Raw genomic sequence first — 13,375 nt, forward strand, 5'->3', positions numbered from 1 at the left:
CGACTGGCAGGATGCAGGCAGATAGCAAAACGGCCTCTCGCGAGGCCGTTTTTTCGTTGAGAAGGAGCTTTAACGCCGCATCAGATACGCGAGCAGGATCTCGGTATTCATCTGCATGACTTCGCTGCGCTCGCCGGCGGCACTGAAGTCGCGGCCGAGCGTCGCTTCGAGCGTGAAGCGGTTCGACACGATGTAATAGCCCATGCCCGATAGCGTCACGTAAAAGCGCAGCGGATCGACGTTGGTGCGAAAGAGCCCCGCGCGCTGTCCGCGTTCAAGAATCGAGCCTAGCGTGGCGACGATCGGCGAGATCATTTCACGGATGCGCGTGGACTTCTGCATATAACGCGCCTCGTGCAGATTCTCGTTGTTCACGAGTCGCAGCAGTTCGGGATGATCGCGATAGTAGTCCCACACGAAATGCGCGAGACGCGTCACGGCTTCGACAGGCGCAATGCCTGCGAGGTCCAATGTGCGCTCTGCTTCCGTGAGCGCGCTGAATGCGTGCTCGAGGACTGCCGTGAATAGCTGCTCCTTGCTACCGAAGTAGTAATAGAGCATGCGTTCATTGGTCTCCGCGCGGCGGGCAATCTGATCGACGCGCGCGCCGAACAACCCACCATTCGCAAACTCTTCGGCCGCCGCGAGCAGAATGCGGCGACGGGTGCCTTCAGGATCTCTTTTGATTTTCGGCTGATTCATGGTGGCATGTGCTTTGTGAGCCGCGTTATCCGGATCGCCCGCCGTCCTCTCGCATGGCCTTGCAACGGCGGCACTGCGCGGGCTGGTTGGTGGAAACACCCTCCTGCGGTCATACTAAAAAGCGTTTTGATTATGGCACATGCTTCAGTAATAACAACTGGGGAAATCGGCGATAATGTGCTTTTGACCGATTGCCGATTGCACTCGCCTCGACGCTCTCATTATTGAGAACACCATTGAGAACATTGACGCGGTTTGCGCACGATATATGCTCACGCATTGTCTGAATTCGAGCGCGCGTTTCTGAGCTGGATGCGTCTGCACCGTTGAAGTCGCACCCATCGGCGCATGTGCGTGAGAGCAATGCGAGCAATCGGCGACAGCAAGCCCCACGAAGTCCCCACGTCTTGATCGTGACACATTCCCAAACACTCGCAGATCGAATCGAAGATCTGCTGCCGCAGACGCAGTGCACGAAGTGCAGCTATCCGGACTGCCGCGCTTACGCCGAAGCGATCGCGGACGGCAAAGCGAACTACAATCAGTGCCCGCCAGGCGGCGCCGAAGGCGTCGCGCGGCTTGCCGCATTGCTCGGCAAGCCGGTGATCCCCATCAATCCCGAGAACGGGGTCGAGCGAGCGCGCCCTGTCGCGTTCATCGACGAGAACCTGTGCATCGGCTGCACGCTGTGCATGCAGGCGTGTCCCGTCGATGCCATCGTCGGCGCGCCGAAGCAGATGCACACGATAGTCGCCGAACTGTGCACGGGCTGCGACCTGTGCGTGCTGCCCTGCCCCGTCGATTGCATCGCGATGATCCCCGTCACGGGCGACAAGACGGGCTGGGACGCATGGACGCAGCACCAGGCCGACGCTGCCCGCGCGCGCCACGACCGTCGCCAGGCGCGCCTCGCCGCCGAACGCGACGCGGCTGAAGCGCGCGCTGCGGCACGGCGCGCGTCGAGTGCAGCGGCTACTGCCGAATCGCCAGCGCCGACCGTTGGCTCGCGCCCAACAGAAGCGCCAGCGGCAACGACGGAAGACGCCGCCGCGCCAACACCCGCACGCGCCCCCGCGGACGACGCCGAAGCGAAAAAACGCGCGATCATCCAGGCCGCGCTCGAACGCGCGCGAAAGAAAAAGGAAGAAAACGCAGCGCAAGGCCTGGGGCCGCAGAACACGACGAATGTGAGCGCTGAAACACAGGCGCAGATCGATGAGGCTGAAGCGCGTCGTCGTCGGCTTGGCATTGCGCAGGACAACTCCAAATCAGTATCCAAGCCAGACAGCGATCAACCTAAAAAGCCCTGACCTCGCCGAATGAATGCGAACAAACGACGCGCGATCTACGAGACGCTTCAGAGCCTGAATCCTCATCCGACGACGGAACTCGAATACTCGACGCCATTCGAGTTGCTGATTGCCGTGATGTTGTCCGCGCAAGCAACGGACGTATCGGTGAACAAGGCGATGCGCCGGATGTTTCCCGTCGCGAATACGCCGCAGAAGGTGCTCGACCTCGGCGAGGAAGGTGTCGCCGATTACATCAAGACGATCGGCCTGTACCGCACGAAAGCGAAGAACGTGATCGCGACGTGCCGCATGCTGCTCGATCAGTACGGCGGCGAAGTGCCGGAGGACCGCGGAGCGCTGGAGAGTCTGCCGGGCGTCGGCCGCAAGACGGCGAACGTCATTCTGAACACGGCCTTCGGCCATGCGACGATCGCCGTCGATACGCACATCTTTCGGGTTGCCAATCGAACGGGGCTTGCGCCCGGCAAGGACGTGCGCGCCGTCGAACTGGCGCTGGAAAAGTTCACGCCCGCCGAGTTCAGGCACGACGCGCATCATTGGCTGATTCTGCACGGGCGCTATGTGTGCAAGGCACGCCGGCCGGAATGCTGGCACTGCGTGATCGAGCCGCTGTGCGAGTTCAAGCAGAAGACGCCGCCGCCCGATCTTTGAGCTTTCGCATTTCGGCGCGAGCGTATTTCGCTGCAACCGCCTCGCCCCGCCTCCCCGAGCCGCCCGCCAGCGTGCAGCACGGTCGCGGCGTAAAATATGGGTTCGCGTGCGCGGTCCGTCGTCTACGGCCTGCAACGTGCCGCGCCACATCCGGCTCCACTCGCTCTTACCGCCCGAAGTCCCATCGATGTTCAATCCCAGCCGCGACGAAGTCCGCCGTTTTTTCACCGACACCTGGCGCAAGCAGCGCGCGGGTGAAATCCTGACGCCGCTCGAAGCAATCGCCGCCGACTGGATCGTCGAACACCCCGAATATCACGCCGATCTCGCCGACCCCGACGCCGCATCGGCACAGGACTATTCGCCCGAGCGCGGACAGACCAATCCGTTCCTGCATCTGTCGATGCATCTCGCCATCAGCGAGCAGTTGTCGATCGATCAGCCGCCCGGCATCCGCGCCGCGCACGACCGCCTTGCCGCGCGCCTCGGCTCGACGCACGACGCGCAGCACGCGATCATGGAATGCCTCGGCGAAACGATCTGGGAAGCGCAGCGCACCAGCACGCCGCCCGATACGGACGCCTATCTGCAGCGTATCGAGCGTCGCGCGTCGCGCGATTGAACGACTGACGCGCACACGTCGCATCCGTCGCGCGCGACGTCCGTCGCACCAAAACAAACACCCCGCGCATGCGGGGTGTTTGTCTTGAACCGTCAGCAGATGGCGTGCCGATTACTTCTTCTGCACGAGATCGCCATTCAGCGATTCGATGTAGGCCGCGAGATCCTTCATGTCGTTCTGCGACAGGCTTTGCACCTGCGCCTGCATGATCGCGTTGTTGCGGCCGAGATGCGGATTGCCGTTGCCCATCTGATACTGGCGCAGCGCCCAGTAGATGTAGTCGGCATGCTGGCCCGCGAGCTTCGGATATTCGGGGCTCACCGGCTTGTTCAGGTTCGGGCCGTGGCAGGCTGCGCAGTTGTGGCTCTCCGCGAGCACCTTGCCGTTGCCGGCATCCGCCGCGTGCGCAGCATTCGAAGCGACGACGAAACCGGCCAGCGCGAGCGTCGCGCATGCCGCCTTGACCACCGTATGAAGTGCGTGGGGGTGCTTCTTCATGAATTCTCCTGTGTCGACGGGGCGCTTTGGCGCTTGCTTCCGTCCCTTGCAATCTGATTGCGATCCGCGAATTTGACGAGCCGATGAGCCGCCTTGATCGGGACGACGATCACTTGTCGGGATTGTTCTTCGAAGAGGAAGTCTGCGACGCGTAGTACGCGGCGATGTCGGCGATGTCCTGATCCGACAGCGACGTCGCGACTGCGTGCATCGTTTCGAAATGGCGATCGCCCTTCTTGTACGCGTGCAGCGCGTTTTCGAGGTAGGTCTGATTCTGGCCGCCCAGCATCGGCACCCGGTACACCTCGGGGTACGCCGTACGATAGTCAGGAATACCGTGACAGCCGATACACATTGCGACCTTGCCCTGACCCGCCTTGGCATTGCCGACGATATCCGCTGCCTGCACAGTTGACGCTAAGCCCGCGAGCACCGACATCGCTGCGATCACGACATGTTTGCCGACGAATTTGTTCATAGCTCTTCTAACCTGGCTTGAGGGGAAACGGGCGCCCGAAAAGGCAACGGCCTGCGCCGTTTTACTTGTCGGGTTGCCACGCAGGCCAAAAAAATCGGCCCAATTGTACCGCGACGCCGCGCCGGGCGTCCACCGGACGGGAGCCCGCGCCCTTTGCCGCGAAAGCACCGCAGCGAACGGCGCGCAACGCACGCCTCAGGCGCTTTACCGCATTTGAAGCAGGCCCGGGCGCGGCACATTGCCGCAGGCCGAATGGGCGGCCCGCGTAGGCTGCGCGGACAGGTTCAAGCGCGAATCCGCCTGCGCCCTCGATCACAGATCTGCCGCTTTTTCGGGCATTGCGCCGAACTACATGACACCGCACACGACACCCTACGCCACATCGCCCGAGCGTCCGGGCACGCGTTCCGCGCGCCGTGCGACGCGGCTGACACCATACGGGAGCGCGATTCAGCTCAACAGGGCTTCTGACTTATACTGGAATTTTTCCCGAACGGGCGTCCAGTCATGCGTTTCGAAGGCTCATCGCAATACGTCGCCACCGACGATCTCAAGCTCGCGGTCAATGCCGCGATGACGCTCAAGCGCCCGCTGCTCATCAAGGGCGAGCCGGGCACGGGCAAGACCATGCTCGCGGAGGAAGTCGCGGCGGCCCTCGACATGCCGCTTCTGCAGTGGCACATCAAGTCCACGACGAAGGCGCAACAGGGCCTGTACGAATACGACGCGGTCTCGCGTCTGCGCGATTCGCAGCTCGGCGACGAGCGCGTGAAGGACATCGGCAACTACATCGTCAAGGGCGTGCTGTGGCAAGCGTTCGAGTCGGAGCAGCAGGCGGTGTTGCTGATCGACGAAATCGACAAGGCCGACATCGAGTTTCCGAACGACCTGTTGCGCGAGCTCGACCGCATGGAGTTCTACGTGTACGAGACGCGCGAGCTCGTGAAGGCGAAGCACCGTCCGCTCGTCATCATCACGTCGAACAACGAGAAGGAGCTGCCCGACGCATTTCTGCGCCGCTGCTTCTTCCACTACATCAAATTCCCTGATCCCGCGACGATGCAGCAGATCGTCGAAGTCCACTATCCCGGCATCAAGCAGGACCTGCTGCGCGCCGCGATGGAAAGCTTCTTCGAGCTGCGCAACGTATCGGGCCTTAAGAAGAAACCGTCCACCTCCGAACTGCTCGACTGGCTGAAGCTGCTGCTCGCAGAAGACATTCCGCCCGAAGCGCTGCGCTCGCAGGACCAGAAGCAGATCGTGCCGCCGCTGCACGGCGCACTGCTGAAGAACGAGCAGGATGTGAGCCTCTTCGAGCGGCTCGTGTTCATGAACCGCAACAACCGCTGATAGCAGGCATCCACGCGGAAAGCCCCGGAGACGACGGCATGCTGATCGACTTTTTCTACACGCTGCGCGCCGCGAAGCTGCCCGTCTCCGTGAAGGAGTACCTGACGCTGCTCGAAGCGCTGAAGGAAAGCGTGATCCAGCCGTCGCTGGACGAGTTCTACTACCTCGCGCGCATGACGCTCGTGAAGGACGAGCAGTACTTCGACAAGTTCGATCAGGCGTTCGGCGCGTACTTCAACGGCGTCGCGCAGAAGTCCGATCTGGCGTTAGACGTTCCTCTCGACTGGCTGAAGAAGAAGCTGCAACGCGAACTGAGCGCCGAAGAAAAGACGCAGATCGAAAAGATGGGCGGCCTCGACAAGCTGATGGAGCGCCTGAAGGAACTGTTCGACGAACAGAAAGGCCGTCACGAAGGCGGCAGCAAATGGATCGGCACGGGCGGCACGTCGCCGTTCGGCAACGGCGGCTACAACCCGGAAGGCATTCGGATCGGCGGCGAGTCGTCGGGCAACCGGACGGCCGTCAAGGTGTGGGACCAGCGCGCGTACCGCGATTACGACGATCAGGTCGAGATCGGCACGCGTAACATCAAGGTCGCGCTGCGCCGCCTGCGGCGCTTCGCGCGCGAAGGCGCCGCCGAAGAGCTCGACTTGCCCGACACGATCCGCAGCACGGCCGCGAACGCCGGCTGGCTCGACCTGAAGATGGTCCCCGAGCGGCACAACAACGTGAAGGTGTTGATGCTGCTCGACGTCGGCGGGTCGATGGACGATCACATCAAGCGCACGGAAGAACTGTTCTCGGCCGCGAAGGCCGAGTTCAAGCACCTCGAGTTCTACTACTTCCACAACTGCGTCTACGACTTCCTGTGGAAGAACAACCGCCGCCGGCACGTTGAGCGGCTCGCGACGTGGGACATGCTGCACAAGTTCACACCCGACTACAAGCTGATCTTCGTCGGCGACGCGACGATGAGCCCGTACGAAGTGCTGCAGCCGGGCGGCTCGGTCGAGTACAACAACGCAGAAGCGGGCGCCGTGTGGCTGCGCCGGATCGCCGATCATTTCCCCCATCACGCGTGGCTCAATCCCGAGCCCGAAGGCTTGTGGGAATATCGGCAATCGGTTTCGGTGATCCGCGAAGTGCTCGGCCACCGGATGTACCCGCTCACGCTCGCCGGGCTCGAAACCGCAATGCGTGTGCTGAGCAAGTAAGCTCCACCGATCTTCGACGCCCGGGCGCGGGGCCATGCCGGCGGACGCACCGCGCCCGTTCGCTCGTCGTTGCCACGCCGCGCGGCGGCGGCGCCGCAACAACGCCCCCATCAATGCACCACTTATAACGCACCACCATAACGCACGATAAGAGACACGCAGGATGACCACCCCTTCTTCCCCCGATTTCTCCGCGCGCGCACCGCTCAAGCCGTTCACCGACACGTCGCTGTCGGCGCTGGTCGCCGGCTTCGTCGCGATGATGACGGGCTACACGAGTTCGCTCGTGCTGATGTTCCAGGCAGGCCGCGCCGCGCATCTGACGGATGCGCAGATTTCGTCGTGGATCTGGGCGCTGTCGATGGGCATGGCGCTGTGCACGATCGGACTGTCGCTGCGCTTTCGCGCGCCCATCGTGATCGCGTGGTCGACGCCGGGTGCGGCGCTGCTCGTGTCGTCGCTGCCGCACGTCGCGTATCCCGAAGCGATCGGCGCATTCATTGTCTGCGCACTGCTGCTGACGCTCGTGAGCCTCACGGGCTGGTTCGATACGTTGATGAAAAAGATTCCGGCGGGCATCGCGGCGGCACTGCTGGCGGGCATCCTGTTCGAGATCGGCATCGAGATTTTTCGCGCCGCGCAATTCCAGACCGCGCTCGTGCTCGCGATGTTCTTCACCTACCTCGCGGTCAAGCGTTTTGCGCCGCGCTATGCGATCCCCGCGACGCTCGTGGTCGGCACGGCCGTTGCAGGCGCGCTCGGTCTGCTCGACTTCAGCGCTTTCCGCGTGGCGTTCGCCGTGCCCGTGCTGACCGTGCCCGCGTTCTCGCTGTCGGCCGTCGTCAGCATCGGTATTCCGCTCTTCGTCCTGGCGATGGCTTCGCAGAACGTGCCCGGCATCGCCGTGCTGCGCGCCGATGGCTACCAGACGCCGTCCGCGCCGCTGATCGCGACGACGGGCGTCGCGTCGCTGCTGCTCGCGCCGTTCGGCTCGCACGGCGTGAATCTCGCCGCGATCACGGCCGCGATCTGCACGGGCAGCGAAGCGCACGAAGATCGCTCGAAGCGCTATATGGCCGCCGTCTGGTGCGGCCTGTTCTATCTGATCGCGGGGATCTTCGGTGCGACGATTGCAGCCCTCTTCGGCTCGCTGCCGAAGGCGCTCGTGGTGTCGGTCGCGGCGCTTGCGCTGTTCGGCTCGATCATGAGCGGGCTCACGAACGCGATGCACGACGCAAGGCAACGTGAAGCCGCGCTCGTCACGTTCATGGTGACGGCCTCGGGGCTCACGCTGCTGTCGATCGGTTCGGCGTTCTGGGGGCTCGTCGCGGGCCTGCTCACGCAATTCGTGCTGAACGCGCGGCGCGCATGACAGCGCACGTCCGATGCGCGGGCACGAAAGGCCGCGTAGTCAGGCACAGGCACTCCAAAGGCGGAAAGGGCCTGGTGGCATGGCGCGAACGGACGGAGGAGCGTACCTGTCAAACCAGCATCACTCAATCCGCCATAGAATAGAAGTATCAGGCGGCGTTCCACGGTAACATTTCCGGCTTGCAACGTGGACACTGCCGATGACGCGCTCATGCGTGGCCGTTTGCGTGCTGACGGCGGCCTCGCGCGGCGTCATCATTTCCCTGGACCATGGCGCGCGTGCGCCGCGAAGCGAAGGCTCGACATGACTACTGCACTCGATCAACTCAAGCAATACACCAAGGTCGTCGCGGATACCGGCGACTTCCAGCAACTCGCGCAATACAAGCCGCAGGACGCGACGACGAATCCGTCGCTGGTCCTGAAGGCCGTGCAGAAGGACGAATACAAGCCGCTGCTCGAAAAGACGGTACGCGACCACGCGTCGAAGCCCGTCAGCGCAATCATCGACCACCTGTTGATCGCCTTCGGCACCGAAATCCTGAAGATCGTCCCGGGCCGCGTATCGACGGAAGTCGACGCACGCCTGTCGTTCGACACGAAAGCATCGATCGACAAGGCGCACGAACTCATCAAGCTGTACGAGGCGCAAGGCATCGGCCGCGAGCGCGTGCTGATCAAGCTCGCGTCCACGTGGGAAGGCATCCGCGCGGCCGAGGTGCTACAGAAGGAAGGCGTCAAGTGCAACATGACGCTGCTCTTCTCGCTGCCGCAAGCCGTCGCGTGCGCGGAAGCGGGCGCGCAGCTGATCTCACCGTTCGTCGGCCGCATCTACGACTGGTACAAGAAGAGCGCCGGCAGCAACTGGGACGAAGCGCGCGACGGCGGCGCGAACGATCCGGGCGTGCAGTCGGTGCGCCGCATCTATGCGTACTACAAGAAGTTCGGCTACCCGACGGAAGTGATGGGCGCGAGCTTCCGCACGACGAGCCAGATCACCGAACTGGCGGGCTGCGATCTGCTGACGATCAGCCCCGATCTGCTGCAAAAGCTGCACGACAGCACCGACAAGCTCGAGCGCAAGCTGTCGCCGGAAGCCAGCAAGAACGCCGAGATCGCGCGCGTGCCGACGGACGAGCCGTCGTTCCGCTTCCTCGTCAACGAAGATGCGATGGCGACCGAAAAGCTCTCGGAAGGCATCCGCGTGTTCGCAGCGGACGCGATCAAGCTCGAAAAGGCGATCGACGCGCTGCGCTGATCGGCTCCGTATTTCTTCCCTGCGCAAAAGCGCGCGGCCCGGAAGGCTGCGCGCTTTGCTTTCTGCGCCGGCTTTCTTGCGAGTTGCTCTCACGCCGTCAGCGCGCTACGCGCGTTGCTTGCGTCGACACAGTTTCACATCCGACGCTCCCACGACGACTACAATCGTTGACACGAATGCGCCGCTGCGCGTTCGCATGGAACGACATGTCAACTGAGTGGAGACATCGATGCAAGTCCAACCCTATCTGTTTTTCAATGGCCGCTGTGAAGAAGCGCTGAAGTTCTACGGCGAGAAGCTCGGCGCGCAGGTGCTGTTCCAGATGCGTTTCAAGGATGCGCCGCCCAGCCCCGAGCAGCCGATCCGCCCGGGCACGGAAGAAAAGATCATGCACTCGACGATCAAGATCGGTTCGACGGAACTGATGGCATCGGATGGCAATTGCGACGAAACGCCCGTTACGCACTCGGGCTACAGCCTGTCAATCACCGTCGACGATCCGTCGCAAGGCGAAAAGACGTTCAAGGCGATTTCGGAAGGCGGCAACGTCGTGATGCCGTGGCAGGCGACGTTCTGGAGCAGCGGCTTCGGGATGGCCATCGACAAGTTCGGCGTAATGTGGATGGTCACGAACCCGCACGAAGGCGACAAGCACCCGAGCTAACCCCAACGCCGAATATCGAGCCGGTAAGCGGATCAACGCGCGGCGTGCTCGCGATCTTCGCCTTCGATATTCCAGTTCGGCTCGGCAGCAGCCAGCAACGCGCGCATGCGCTCGACCTGTTCCGCGAAGCGCTGCGCAAGCCAATATGGCCCCTGCAATTCAGGGGCCATTTCTTTGTGCGAAGCCTGCACGCTCGTCATCGTTTCGGCGCTTTGTAGCGTCGCATCGGCAGGCGGGCAAGCCAGCGTCTCCGCCGAAACCTCCTCGGGCATCCCGAACTGCGTCGCGCCCGCGAAGCGCAACGCACGCGCGCTCGCAAGCAGCGTCATGCGCACCGCGTTCGTCTCCTCGCCGCACTCGTGCGCAAACGCTTCGCGTATTTCCGCCTGCGCGAGCGTGCCCGTCGACAGCATCTCCAGCGCGCTCAGCATCGAGCGATGCAGACGCTGGATATCGTCGAGCCGCGCGATCGGCAAATCGATTTCCTTTGCAACCGACGGCATCAGCGAGCGCAGTTGCACGAGCCGCTTGCCCATGCGGATGAACGCGGCCACCTGATCGTCGCCGCCGATGGGCACGCCCGTCATCAGCCGCGTGTAGAGGCGCGCACACTCGCGCAGATTGTCGGCGAGCAGGTAGCGCCACGAATAAGTCGCGTGCAGCGGCAGCGCGAACGAAAACGCGAGCGCGATCACGATGCCGATCAGCACGTTCAGCGTGCGCCACAGGCCCGTGTCGATCATGTTGTCGCCGTGGCCCGCGACGATGCACATCGTGATCGCCGTCAGCAGCGCGACGTAACCGGCCGTGCCGATCGCGAACCACGCGCAGACGGCAGCAATCACGGACATCAGCACATAGGTGAGCGGTAGCGAATCGAACAGGTTCTGCTGAAGGATCAGCGCAAGCCCGAGCGCCGCGCCGAGCAGCGTGCCCGCCGCGCGCTCCGCCGCCTTCTTGCGGATATTGCCGTGATGCTGCAGTCCGCCGATCACCACCAGCAGCGTCACCGACGCCCAGATGCCATGCGGAATGTCGATGCCCGTCGTCGCGAGAATCGACACGATCATCGCAAGTCCGACGCGCAGGCTATGAAAGAACTTCGCGTGCCGATAACGATAGTACGGAGACGTGATCGCGTGCGCGATCCGTCCGATGCGCGTGCGGCGCGGCGCGAGGCGCGCGGTGACGGCGTCGTTCGAGACGGGCGGCTTGTCGCTGCGCTTGCGTGACGGATTCGAATGCGGGTCGGCGAAAGCCATCGGTTATCTCACGTTGGGTCGAAGCCACCGGATGAGCATAAACGATGTGAGCGGCGTCGGCAGGAGACCGCCAGGCCGCGCCGCGCCAACGAAAAAGCCCGCAGCATCGGCTGCGGGCTTCGTGTGATGCGGACCGCGAAAACGGCGCGATCAGCTTTCGACCGGGTGGTCCAGATAATCTTCCGGACGCGTGCGGTCTTCAGCGTGCTTCATGCCCGCTGCGCGCACGGCAATGCTGACGACGATCGACACCACGAGGTTGACGACCAGCGACCAGACAGCCGCGTAACCCGGAATCGCCAGACCGCCGATGTGAATCGTGTAGATCGAGCCCGCGAGCTTCAGCGAGATCGCCATCCACGTGCCGACGGCAATGCCCGCCGCCCAGCCGAGCAGCAGGCCGCGATAGTCGAGTACACGCGTATAGAGGCCGAGCACGATCGCGGGCAGCGTCTGGATGATCCAGATGCCGCCGAGCAGTTGCAACTGGATCGCGTACGTCAGCGGCAGGCCGAGAATGAACGCGACGGCGCCCACCTTCACGATCAGCGACACCAGCTTCGCGATGTTCGTTTCCTGCTCGTGCGTCATGTTGCGGTTGACGAACTCCTTGTGGATGTTGCGCGTGTACAGGTTCGCCGCCGCAATCGACATGATCGCGGCGGGCACCAGCGCGCCGATGCCGATCGCCGCGAACGCGACGCCGACGAACCACGACGGGAAGAAGTGCAGGAACAGCGCCGGCACCGCGAAGTTCGGACCGAAGGCCTTGAAGTATGGCGCGAACTCCGGCATGTCCTTCACGCCCGCTGCGAGCGCCATGAAGCCGAGCAGCGCGAGCAGGCCGAGCACGAGCGAGTACGCAGGCAGCATCGCCATGTTGCGGCGGATCGTATTGCCCGACGACGACGACAGAATCGCCGTCACCGAATGCGGATACAGGAACAGCGCGAGCGCCGATCCCACGGCCAGTGTCGCGTATGCGCTATAGCCGTTGAGGCTCGCCACGTCCGGCGCCTTCAGCAGCAGCTTGGCGGGCGGCACCGCGCCGAAGATGTGGCCGAAGCCGCCGAGTTGCGGCGGAATCACGATGATCGCGGCGCCGATCGTGATGTAGATCAGCACGTCCTTGACGACGGCGATCATCGCCGGCGCGCGCAGGCCCGACGTGTACGTGTAGGCCGCGAGGATCGCGAAGGCGATGATCAGCGGCAGATCGCCGACGAAGCCCGTCGTGTCGAAGCCGAGCGCGCCGATCACCACTTCGATGCCGACCAGTTGCAGCGCGATGTACGGCATCGTCGCGACGATGCCCGTCACGGCGACGACGAGCGCGAGCATGCGGCTGCCGTAGCGTGCGTTGACGAAGTCGGCCGACGTGACATAGCCATGACGCTTCGCGATGCTCCACAGCTTCGGGAACACGACGAACGCGAACGGATAGATCAGGATCGTATAGGGCAGCGCGAAGAAACCCGTCGCGCCCGCGCCGAACACGAGCGCCGGCACGGCGATGAACGTGTAGGCGGTGTAAAGGTCGCCGCCCAGCAGGAACCACGTGACGATCGTGCCGAAGCGCCGGCCGCCGAGGCCCCACTCTTCCAGATGCGCGAGATCGCCGCGCCGCCAGTGGGCCGCAACGAAGCCGAGAATCGTCACGCCAATGAAGAACAGAACGAAGACGAAGGTTGCGATTGCATTCATCGTGCATCTCCCTTCGAGCGGGTCTTCGTCTTGAAGTACACCAGCGCGGTGATCACGGCGCTGATCAGCACCCACAGCAGCTGATACCAGTAGAAGAACGGGAAGTCGAACAGTTGCGGTTCGACCTTGTTGTATGACGGCACCCAGATCATCGCGATCCAGGGCAGCAGCAACAGCCAGAGCCAGTGCTTGCTGGCCTTGTTGGCGGCGGCGTCGTGAGCCATGACGTCTCCTCTTTCCTTTTATTGAATTGTGGCCCGTGTTTGACGGGCAGATGGACCCGGCTGC

14 protein-coding genes are annotated in these 13,375 nt (G+C 63.2%); 8 read left to right on the forward strand and 6 right to left on the reverse strand.

Annotated features, from left to right (window positions below; translation table 11 throughout):
* Positions 1-69 precede the first annotated feature (69 nt).
* The gene (locus tag AB4Y32_RS04040; protein ID WP_368720096.1) at positions 70-702 is read right to left on the reverse strand and encodes a TetR family transcriptional regulator; all 633 of its coding nucleotides are present in this window, start codon (positions 700-702) and stop codon (positions 70-72) included.
* Between the two features lie 413 nt (positions 703-1,115).
* Here AB4Y32_RS04040 and rsxB point away from each other — a divergent pair, with 413 nt between their 5' ends.
* From rsxB to AB4Y32_RS04055, 3 genes are all read left to right on the forward strand, one after another.
* Entirely contained in the window at positions 1,116-2,012 is an 897-nt protein-coding gene (rsxB, locus tag AB4Y32_RS04045) for an electron transport complex subunit RsxB (protein ID WP_368720097.1), read from the forward strand.
* Positions 2,013-2,021: 9 nt separating this feature from the next.
* Complete coding sequence (gene nth / locus AB4Y32_RS04050) at positions 2,022-2,666, forward strand: endonuclease III (protein ID WP_368720098.1); 645 nt, start codon at positions 2,022-2,024, stop codon at positions 2,664-2,666.
* A gap of 187 nt (positions 2,667-2,853) precedes the next feature.
* Positions 2,854-3,288: a DUF1841 family protein gene (locus AB4Y32_RS04055; RefSeq protein ID WP_368720099.1), complete on the forward strand. Its 435-nt coding sequence runs from the start codon at positions 2,854-2,856 to the stop codon at positions 3,286-3,288.
* A gap of 111 nt (positions 3,289-3,399) precedes the next feature.
* On the opposite strand, the gene AB4Y32_RS04060 is transcribed toward AB4Y32_RS04055, so the two are convergent.
* Complete coding sequence (locus tag AB4Y32_RS04060) at positions 3,400-3,786, reverse strand: c-type cytochrome (RefSeq protein WP_087734499.1); 387 nt, start codon at positions 3,784-3,786, stop codon at positions 3,400-3,402.
* Positions 3,787-3,895: 109 nt separating this feature from the next.
* Positions 3,896-4,264, reverse strand: coding sequence for a c-type cytochrome (locus tag AB4Y32_RS04065; protein WP_087734498.1), 369 nt, complete (start codon positions 4,262-4,264; stop codon positions 3,896-3,898).
* A 507-nt stretch (positions 4,265-4,771) separates the two neighbouring features.
* Between AB4Y32_RS04065 and AB4Y32_RS04070 the strand changes: the two genes are divergently transcribed.
* From AB4Y32_RS04070 to AB4Y32_RS04090, 5 genes are all read left to right on the forward strand, one after another.
* On the forward strand, positions 4,772-5,614 hold the full coding sequence (locus tag AB4Y32_RS04070; protein WP_368720100.1) for an AAA family ATPase: 843 nt from the start codon (positions 4,772-4,774) through the stop codon (positions 5,612-5,614).
* 38 nt (positions 5,615-5,652) lie between these two features.
* On the forward strand, positions 5,653-6,828 hold the full coding sequence (locus tag AB4Y32_RS04075; RefSeq protein WP_368720101.1) for a VWA domain-containing protein: 1,176 nt from the start codon (positions 5,653-5,655) through the stop codon (positions 6,826-6,828).
* Between the two features lie 163 nt (positions 6,829-6,991).
* Complete coding sequence (locus AB4Y32_RS04080) at positions 6,992-8,200, forward strand: benzoate/H(+) symporter BenE family transporter (RefSeq protein ID WP_368720102.1); 1,209 nt, start codon at positions 6,992-6,994, stop codon at positions 8,198-8,200.
* A gap of 303 nt (positions 8,201-8,503) precedes the next feature.
* A complete protein-coding gene (gene tal / locus AB4Y32_RS04085; protein ID WP_368720103.1) occupies positions 8,504-9,457 on the forward strand; it encodes a transaldolase in 954 nt (317 codons plus the stop codon).
* A 229-nt stretch (positions 9,458-9,686) separates the two neighbouring features.
* Positions 9,687-10,121: a VOC family protein gene (locus AB4Y32_RS04090; protein WP_368720104.1), complete on the forward strand. Its 435-nt coding sequence runs from the start codon at positions 9,687-9,689 to the stop codon at positions 10,119-10,121.
* A gap of 32 nt (positions 10,122-10,153) precedes the next feature.
* Here the strand turns inward: AB4Y32_RS04090 and AB4Y32_RS04095 are convergent, their stop codons facing one another.
* From AB4Y32_RS04095 to AB4Y32_RS04105, 3 genes are all read right to left on the reverse strand, one after another.
* A complete protein-coding gene (locus AB4Y32_RS04095; protein ID WP_368720105.1) occupies positions 10,154-11,383 on the reverse strand; it encodes an FUSC family protein in 1,230 nt (409 codons plus the stop codon).
* Between the two features lie 150 nt (positions 11,384-11,533).
* The gene (mctP, locus tag AB4Y32_RS04100; RefSeq protein ID WP_368720106.1) at positions 11,534-13,087 is read right to left on the reverse strand and encodes a monocarboxylate uptake permease MctP; all 1,554 of its coding nucleotides are present in this window, start codon (positions 13,085-13,087) and stop codon (positions 11,534-11,536) included.
* On the reverse strand, positions 13,084-13,311 hold the full coding sequence (locus AB4Y32_RS04105) for a DUF3311 domain-containing protein (protein WP_368720107.1): 228 nt from the start codon (positions 13,309-13,311) through the stop codon (positions 13,084-13,086). The genes mctP and AB4Y32_RS04105 overlap by 4 nt, the downstream gene beginning before the upstream one ends.
* Positions 13,312-13,375: the final 64 nt, after the last annotated feature.

It is taken from the genome of Paraburkholderia phymatum (assembly GCF_040965635.1).
Taxonomy (GTDB): domain Bacteria; phylum Pseudomonadota; class Gammaproteobacteria; order Burkholderiales; family Burkholderiaceae; genus Paraburkholderia; species Paraburkholderia phymatum_B.

What these genes read in the sequence shown, in the direction of transcription:
- tal (WP_368720103.1), top strand. Translation starts at nt 8,504, where the DNA reads ATGACTACTGCACTCGATCAACTCAAGCAATACACCAAGGTCGTCGCG.
- AB4Y32_RS04040 (WP_368720096.1), bottom strand. Translation starts at nt 702, where the DNA reads ATGAATCAGCCGAAAATCAAAAGAGATCCTGAAGGCACCCGTCGCCGC.
- AB4Y32_RS04105 (WP_368720107.1), bottom strand. Translation starts at nt 13,311, where the DNA reads ATGGCTCACGACGCCGCCGCCAACAAGGCCAGCAAGCACTGGCTCTGG.
- AB4Y32_RS04065 (WP_087734498.1), bottom strand. Translation starts at nt 4,264, where the DNA reads ATGAACAAATTCGTCGGCAAACATGTCGTGATCGCAGCGATGTCGGTG.
- mctP (WP_368720106.1), bottom strand. Translation starts at nt 13,087, where the DNA reads ATGAATGCAATCGCAACCTTCGTCTTCGTTCTGTTCTTCATTGGCGTG.
- AB4Y32_RS04055 (WP_368720099.1), top strand. Translation starts at nt 2,854, where the DNA reads ATGTTCAATCCCAGCCGCGACGAAGTCCGCCGTTTTTTCACCGACACC.
- AB4Y32_RS04095 (WP_368720105.1), bottom strand. Translation starts at nt 11,383, where the DNA reads ATGGCTTTCGCCGACCCGCATTCGAATCCGTCACGCAAGCGCAGCGAC.
- AB4Y32_RS04080 (WP_368720102.1), top strand. Translation starts at nt 6,992, where the DNA reads ATGACCACCCCTTCTTCCCCCGATTTCTCCGCGCGCGCACCGCTCAAG.
- AB4Y32_RS04075 (WP_368720101.1), top strand. Translation starts at nt 5,653, where the DNA reads ATGCTGATCGACTTTTTCTACACGCTGCGCGCCGCGAAGCTGCCCGTC.
- AB4Y32_RS04060 (WP_087734499.1), bottom strand. Translation starts at nt 3,786, where the DNA reads ATGAAGAAGCACCCCCACGCACTTCATACGGTGGTCAAGGCGGCATGC.
- nth (WP_368720098.1), top strand. Translation starts at nt 2,022, where the DNA reads ATGAATGCGAACAAACGACGCGCGATCTACGAGACGCTTCAGAGCCTG.
- AB4Y32_RS04070 (WP_368720100.1), top strand. Translation starts at nt 4,772, where the DNA reads ATGCGTTTCGAAGGCTCATCGCAATACGTCGCCACCGACGATCTCAAG.
- AB4Y32_RS04090 (WP_368720104.1), top strand. Translation starts at nt 9,687, where the DNA reads ATGCAAGTCCAACCCTATCTGTTTTTCAATGGCCGCTGTGAAGAAGCG.